Origin of the sequence: Rhizobacter sp., assembly GCA_021153565.1 — a bacterium.
GTDB lineage: Bacteria > Pseudomonadota > Gammaproteobacteria > Burkholderiales > Burkholderiaceae_C > Albitalea.
On record JAJKJU010000102.1, the window covers coordinates 1 to 7,023 of the forward strand.

The following is a 7,023-nucleotide window of genomic DNA, read 5'->3' on the forward strand; positions in this document are numbered from 1 at the left end:
ATAGCCTCTGCGCCTTGGCGCAGGCCAGCACATCCGACGATTGCTTCTGATGGCGCCATTGCGGCAGTCATCGGCTGCTCGCTACCCCGTGAATAGGTACCCCCGTTGCTGGCCAGCGTGCCGGCGCTGTTGTCGATCGCGCCCGCGGACTGGATGTTCAACGCCGCGCCCGACGCGATGCGGCCCCGGTCGTTCTTGACGCTGCTTGCGACAGCCGAGATGGCGCCGTCGGCGGCGATCTCGCCGCTGCTGTTGCTGAGCTTGCTGGCATCGAGCGTGATCCACTGGCCGGCGGTGATGTGTCCAGTGTTGTTGGAGATGGTTGGCGCGTGGACATGCACGTCACCCGCGCCCTGCATCAGCGCGCTGTTGCTCACGGTGCCGCTGGCCGCGATGTCCAGCGTGCGGCCCGACGCGATCACGCCCTGCCCGGCGCTGCCATTGGCGTTGGTCACGCCGGCCGCGTTCAGGCGCAGGTCTCCACCCGCCAGGATGCGGCCGCCTGTGTTGCTCACGGCCCCCGGCGCATCGAACTGCAGATCGCCCGCGGTTTGCAGCGAGCCTTCGCCGTTGACCAGCCCCGCGACCTTGAGGACGGCATTCTGGTTCGTGGCGATGAGGCCAGCCCCCGCACCGCTGGAACTGTTGGTCACAGCGCCTGCCGTGAGCTTGAGCGCGCCTTGCGCGACGATGCGTCCACCATCGTTGGCGAGTGCGCTCGTGCCGGCGTCCAGCGTGAGCGCACCGCGGCTGCCGATGCTCCCGGCCTTGTTGCTGAGCGTCCCGGTGCTGGCCGTCACGGACTGGGCCGCGATGTCGCCCCGGTCATTGACCAGCGTACCGGTCGACACATTGAGCGCCGCGCCAGCGAGCAGTTGACCGCCTGCGTTGTCGACACCCGCCGCGGACACGGCCAGCACGCCGCCGGCCTGCACCGTGCCGGCACGGTTGCTTGCGTTGCCTTGCGCCGTCAGTTCCAGCCGCCCGTTGGCGGCGACAACGCCGCCGTCGTTGAGCACGTCGGCGCGCGACACCATCTTCAGGTCGCTGCCGGCCAGCACGGTTCCTGCCGAGGTGTCGAGCCGATCGACAGTGAGCGTCGCATCGCCGTGGCTGGTCAGGCTGCCGCCGGCGGTATTGCTGACGGCGCCGGCGTTCAGCAGCAAGCCGCCTTCGGCCACGACGCGGCCGCCGTCATTGGCCAGCCGCTGGCCATGGGTGTCGATGCTCACGTCGCCGCTGGACCGGGCCGCGTCCATGCCCGTGCGCGCGGCACTGATCTCGCCGCCGGTGTTGTCCAGAACGCCGGTGCTGGCCACCCGCGTCGTCGCCGCGCTGCTCAAGCGTCCCTGGGCGTTGACGAGGTTCGCCGCCGCGATGCTGAGTTCACCGCCGGCCTGCACCGTCCCTTTGGTGTTGTCGAAATCGGCACCTTGCGTGTCGATGTTGAGCGCGGCGTTGGTGGACACGATGCCGCCACGATTGCTCGTGAGGCCGGCGCGCAGCGTCAGCCTCTCGCTGCCGATGATGAAACCGTTCTGGTTGACGAAACTTCCCGCGCCGAGGTCGACGGCCGTGCTGGCCGCCGACACGGTGCCGCCGGTGTTGTCCAGCCCGCTGGCGGTGATCTGCACGCTGCGGCCCGACACGATCTGAGCGAGTGCGGTGTTGCCAACGCCACCAGCGGCGATGCTCACGCTGTCCCCCGCCTGCACGTTGCCGGACGCGTTGTTCAGCACCCCGCCTTGCGTGTCGATGGCGACCGTTCGGCCGGCTGCCACCTGTCCGGCGTGGTTGTCCATCGCCTGGGTCTTGATGCCCGCATCGGTGGCGGCGCTGATCAACCCCGAGACGTTGCTTGTTGCCGTCGATTGCAGCGCCACGTCGGCGCCCGTGGATGCAATCAGACCGCGGTCGTTGGCCAGCTCGCCGGTGCGCAGGCCCAGCGCGTCGCGACTGACCACGCGGCCGCCGTCGTTGACGAACCGGCCCGCGTCCGCCTGCATCGTTCCCGAGCCGGCCGATGCATTCGCCCCGGTGCCCGATTGCAATCGCCCGCCGCTGTTGTCGAGCGTGCCGGAGAGGCCGATCTGCATCTTGGTGGCGGCGTCGATCAGCCCCCCGCGGTTGTTCAGGCTCGCCGCCTGGATGCTCAGCGTCGAATCCCCTTGTCCGCGCGAGACGATCTGCCCGCCGCGGTTGGTCACCTCGCCGCCACGCAGGTCCAGCGTCGCATCCGACACCAGCAGGCCACCGCTGTTGTCCACGGCGCGGCCCTGCGCGTCCACGGCCAGCACCGTCTTGGCAGAGAGGATGCCGCCCCGGTTGCTCACGCCTTGCGCCGCAGTGATGACCGTGCCGTGGTCGCTGGCCACCAGCGACTGGTTCGCCACGCTGCTGTCGTTGATGAAGCGGTCCGTGGTGATCGCCACCGATTCGCCGCCCAGCAGCTTGCCGCCGGTGTTGTCCACCGGCCCCGCGCTCGAGACATTCAACGCGCCCGACGCGAGCACCGTGCTGTCGAGGTTGGCGATGCGCGCAGCGCTGGGTGTCACGCTGAGCGTCACGTCCTGCGCGCTCTGCCACAGGCCCTGCACGTTGGCGATGTCGCCCTGCACCGCGGCCACCAGGCTGCCGCCCGCGTTGAACGAGGTCTGCGAGCTTTGCAGGCCGCCTGCCGTGGCCTTGACCTGCAAGTCGCCGCCGGTGGCGATGGAGGTACCCGTTGCCGAGATGCCTTGGGTGCCCGTTGCGCTCAGGCCGATGAGGCCTTGGGCCAGCCAGCGGCCGTGGGTGTCCTTGACCTGCCCTGCAGAGACTTGGAGATCGCCAGCGCTGTACAGCGTACCGGTGTTGCGCGCCTCGCCGCCGATGTCCAAGGTCATGGCCTGGGCGTCGCCACGCTGGATGGTCGTGCCGCTGTGGTCCAGCGTGAGCGCGGTGATCGTCACCCGCCCCGCCGCATCAATGGTGCCGCGCTGCACCAGCCCGTTGGCCGCGTTGATGCGGATGTCGGCAGGCGGCTTGCCATCGTCCGGTGTCCGTGCAGGCAGCGGCGTCTGCGTCTGGCCCGTGAGCGTGGTGGTCCCGCTGCTGGCAAGCAGCATGCCTTGCGCGGCGTAGCTGTCCTTGAGCGTCAGGTCGCCGTTGGACGACAGCTCCAGGTTGCCCTGCAAGGCGGCGATGCGGCCGGTGCTGTTCACGCCCAGGCCGCGCTCGGTGGCCACGAGGTAGATCTGGTTGGCGTACATGCCGCCCAGGTCCTTGATGTCCACCGCGAAGGCCGGTGTCCCGCCCGCACCACCGGCGCCGTCTTGCGGCGTCACCTGCAGCGTCGCGTAGAGCACCTGGTTGGCACCGGCCAGCACCTGCAGATTCTTCGCCCAGACCTCGCCTTCGAGCACCAGCCCGCGCGCGATCAGGTCGAGCTGTTCGAGGTTGCTGGCGTTCAGGCCGCCTGCCCCCACCGTCAGCCGGCCCTGGCGCACGTCCAAGCCGCTCAGCCCGCCTTGGGCGTCGTACTGCGGTACGCCCGTGCTGAGCGTGGCCCGCCCGGCGTTGAGGAAGTTGCAGCCATCGCAGAGCAAGCCGTTGGGGTTGGCGATGACGACGTCCGCGCGCCGGCCCGCCACTTCGATCGTGCCGCGCAGCACGCTGTTGCCGGTGCCCACCACCTCGTTGACGATGAGTCGCGCCGGCACGTAGCCCAGCTGCGGATTGCCGTTGATCCAGCCACCCAGCTGCGTCTGCACGTTGCCCGCGCTGTTGTTCAGGATGAGGCCGTTCGCATCGACGTTGAACTGCTGGTACTGGTTGCGGCTCACGCCTGCCGCGCTGGGCGGTGCGATGTGCACGACGGGCACGCCGTTGCGCGCCGCGTCCGTGATTGGCCGCTGGCCTGACGGGGCCGTGGAACTCGCCACCACCGGCAGGTTGGGCTGAGCCTGCGACCACGCCAGCGGCTGCATCGCCACCAGGCCGAAGGCGCACACCAGCCGCCACGCCAGCTCGCGGAATCGAACGGAACCGCCGTGGTCGCCGCCGATCACGCCCGCGCGGGCCGGCTGGCCTGCGCGCTCTCGGGCACTGTCTCGTGCCCCTGAGGCCCCGCCGCTCACGCTGCTGGCGGTTTCCTGCACCACCATCAGCTGGCCGCGCGAACGGTTGAAGACGATGCGGTAGAGCTGGCGGTTCATGTCTGCTTCCCTGGTGTGCTTTGTTGGGTGTTCTCTGGGTTCAGAAGGCCACGGTCAGCGAGGCGTACGGGTTGAGCTCGGCCGTCTTGAATCCCTCGGGCTTGTGCAGCGGCGCAGCCAGCGCCAGGTCGAACTGCGTGCGCCGCCACTTGCCGCGCACACCCACCGCCGCTCCCGCAAGGAAGCGCCCGGCCAGGTTCGTGTCGCTCGGCCCCCAGACGCGCCCGAAGTCCACGCCCGCATAGGCCGAGGCGTCCACATCCGGCCACTGGATGGGCGTGCTCAGCTCGTTGCGCACCGTGTAGCCGCTCTCGGCGATCAGCACCACGTCGCCGTCGAAGCCGCGCACCGTGCCGCGGTTGCCGATGGCCATCTGGTCGATGGACAAGCTGCGGTCAGGCGTGGACTGGGCATGCACGCTGCTGTTGAACTGCCACATGCGCTCGGCCATGGCACCCAAGGCCGGCGACTTGAACGGAACGGTCAGGCTCGCGTTCAATGTCCAGATGTGCGGGCGCAGCGTGATGCCGCCCGCCTCTGTGGGGAAGTCGTCCTGCGCATCCAGCCACGACATGCCGCGCCGGTAGCCCACGCTCAGGTCCAGGTTCGAGCCGCCGGCGTAAATCTGCCGGAAGCTCACGCCCGTCTCGATGAAGGTGGTGCGGCGGCGCTGCACCAGCAGCTCAACATCGTCGATGAAGCTGCGCGCCTTGCGGGTGGACAGGTCGGCGTACAAACCGGTCTTGGTCGAAGCGGTGCGCCAAGCGATGTGATCCCACCTCAGGTCGGCCGAATCCGAGCTGCCGCTGGACAGCGTGCGCGTTGTGGTGAGCTGCACGACTTGGGCGAAGCGGCTGTGGCCGGCACTCGCGCTGAAGGTGCTGTAGCCCAGGGGCACGCTGTAGTTGATCGCGGCGCTCTGGCTGCGATGCTCGGCCTGCGGATACTCCGCATTGCTGTTGATGTTGAGGCTGGCGATGTCGTTCAAGCCCAGCGCGTTGTCCAGTGCAACGTTGGCCGACAACTGCGTTCGCCCGAGGCTGGCGCTGCCGGAGTTGTCCAGCGTCACGCCGCCGCGGATGCGATCCTTGAATTCGGCCGTCTGGCGCTCGATCGTCACGATGCTGGTGTTGGGCGTGGGCCCGGGTTCGAGCGTGGTGGTGACGTTCTGCGAAGGCAGCCGCTTCATCTGCTCCACGCCCTGCTCGATGTCGTGTGTGTCGAGCAGCCGCCCCGCCGAGGTGGGGAAGGCATTGACCCAGGTGCCCCAGCGATCGTCGATGTGCTTGGGGTTCTGGCCGGATGCCGATCCGGCCTCGATCATGCGCACTTCTGCGACGCGCCCGGCGTCGAGCTGGAACACGAGGCGGCCGCCGCTCAGGTTCTGCTGGCCCAGGCTCACGCGGCTGGTCACCAGGCCCTGATCGATGAGCGTCGCATCCAGCACGTCGGCGATGCGTTGCAGGCCCTTGACGCCGACGCATCGGCCCAGGAACGGCTGGGTGCTGACGAGAAGCCATCGCAGGCGCTGGGCCTCGGGCCCCGCGAGCGAGATGTCGTTGATGACGAAGCATGGCGATTCGTCCGGAAGACTTCCCGCAGGCGCCGCAGCAGTCGCGGGACGTAGCACGTCAGCATGCGGCTGCAGGTTGCGCTGCTGCTCGCGGGAGCGTTCTTCCTGGCGGCGCAGGCCCTCGTCGGACACCTGCGGTGGGGTGGATTGGGCATGCGCGACAGGCATGAGCATCGCCGCGCTGGCGGCGGCTGCAAAGGCAACTTTCCGGATTCGCAACCGTGGAAGAAGACGGGAACGGGCCATGAAGATCGACACCTGATTCTTTTTGCGCAAGCGAGCGCGCGCCTGAAAACGCGCGGGGCGCGATGAAAGTGAAGGAGGCCCGAGGGCCAGGGGCCTGTGGCGCTGTCAGCGGCTGCGACGAGGGCCAGGCACCCGGGCCACGCTCATGGCGTGGCAGCGTCGTGGCAGGTCAGCGCAACGCGCCGTGGCGTTGCGCAATGGGTGTAGAGATGTTGACTTCAAAAGGACTCCCCTGTGGCCGCACGATCCGGGACCTTGACTGATGACTCCCATGTGGGAGTTCAGCGCGAAGTCCGCAGAGTGAGAACTCTGTACGGCTTGAAACAAGAAGTCATGACCAACTCATTGCGGGTTTCTGACGGCACGAAGTTGCCAGTGCGGTCGATGGCATCAATTGCCTCTTGGAGTCGGCTTGAGGCGGGCCGCGATATGGTGGATCGGCAAGAGCGCCGAGAACTCGGGACTATGACGCTGTACCTCATGCTCGACGCGGTGCGGAGCAGGCCCATCGTCATTCCGCAGTTCCCGTGCTGCCCATCTCTTCGCCTGAGCAGCCATCGGTTCGCGCCGCACGGCCTCTCGCGCTGCGGTTCGCCTATCGTCGCGGCTATCGAATTAGAGAGGCCCACGATGCCCGGTGAACAGATCCAACACAGCGCAGGCTCCGGCCCGCTGCGACTCACGTCGTTGTCTCTCGAAGACGATGATGCTGCCGGCCACCGGACGTCCCCGCCGCGAGCAAGCCCTGCGGCCAGCACGCGGGCGGGCATGGAAGGGCTGGGTAGACCGCCGGCCGCGGCGAATTCCGACGCGGTCGCGCCGCGCAGCATGCCGCCAAGAGTAGATGCGCCCGCAGCGCAGGCGAGCGGCAGCACCAGCTTCGGCCTGCCCGCCGCAGCTCCCTCTTCCAGCACCAGCACCAGCACCCGGCCCTCGACCGGGGAAACCGATGCGAGGGCCATCTACGCGGACGCCGTGCTGCGCGCTGCGAAGAACGAGGCCTTCATC

2 protein-coding genes and 1 pseudogene are annotated in these 7,023 nt (G+C 68.5%); 1 reads left to right on the top strand and 2 read right to left on the bottom strand.

Annotated elements, in window-relative coordinates:
* The coding region (locus AC30NL_RS06295) for a two-partner secretion domain-containing protein (RefSeq protein WP_489463157.1) at nt 1-4,196 on the bottom strand (4,196 nt) is incomplete at its 3' end.
* A 40-nt stretch (nt 4,197-4,236) separates the two neighbouring features.
* Entirely contained in the window at nt 4,237-6,015 is a 1,779-nt protein-coding gene (locus tag AC30NL_RS06300; protein WP_489463158.1) for a ShlB/FhaC/HecB family hemolysin secretion/activation protein, read from the bottom strand.
* Nucleotides 6,016-6,645: 630 nt separating this feature from the next.
* Between AC30NL_RS06300 and AC30NL_RS06305 the strand changes: the two are divergent.
* A pseudogene (locus AC30NL_RS06305) lies at nt 6,646-7,023 on the top strand (hypothetical protein); the annotation flags it as partial.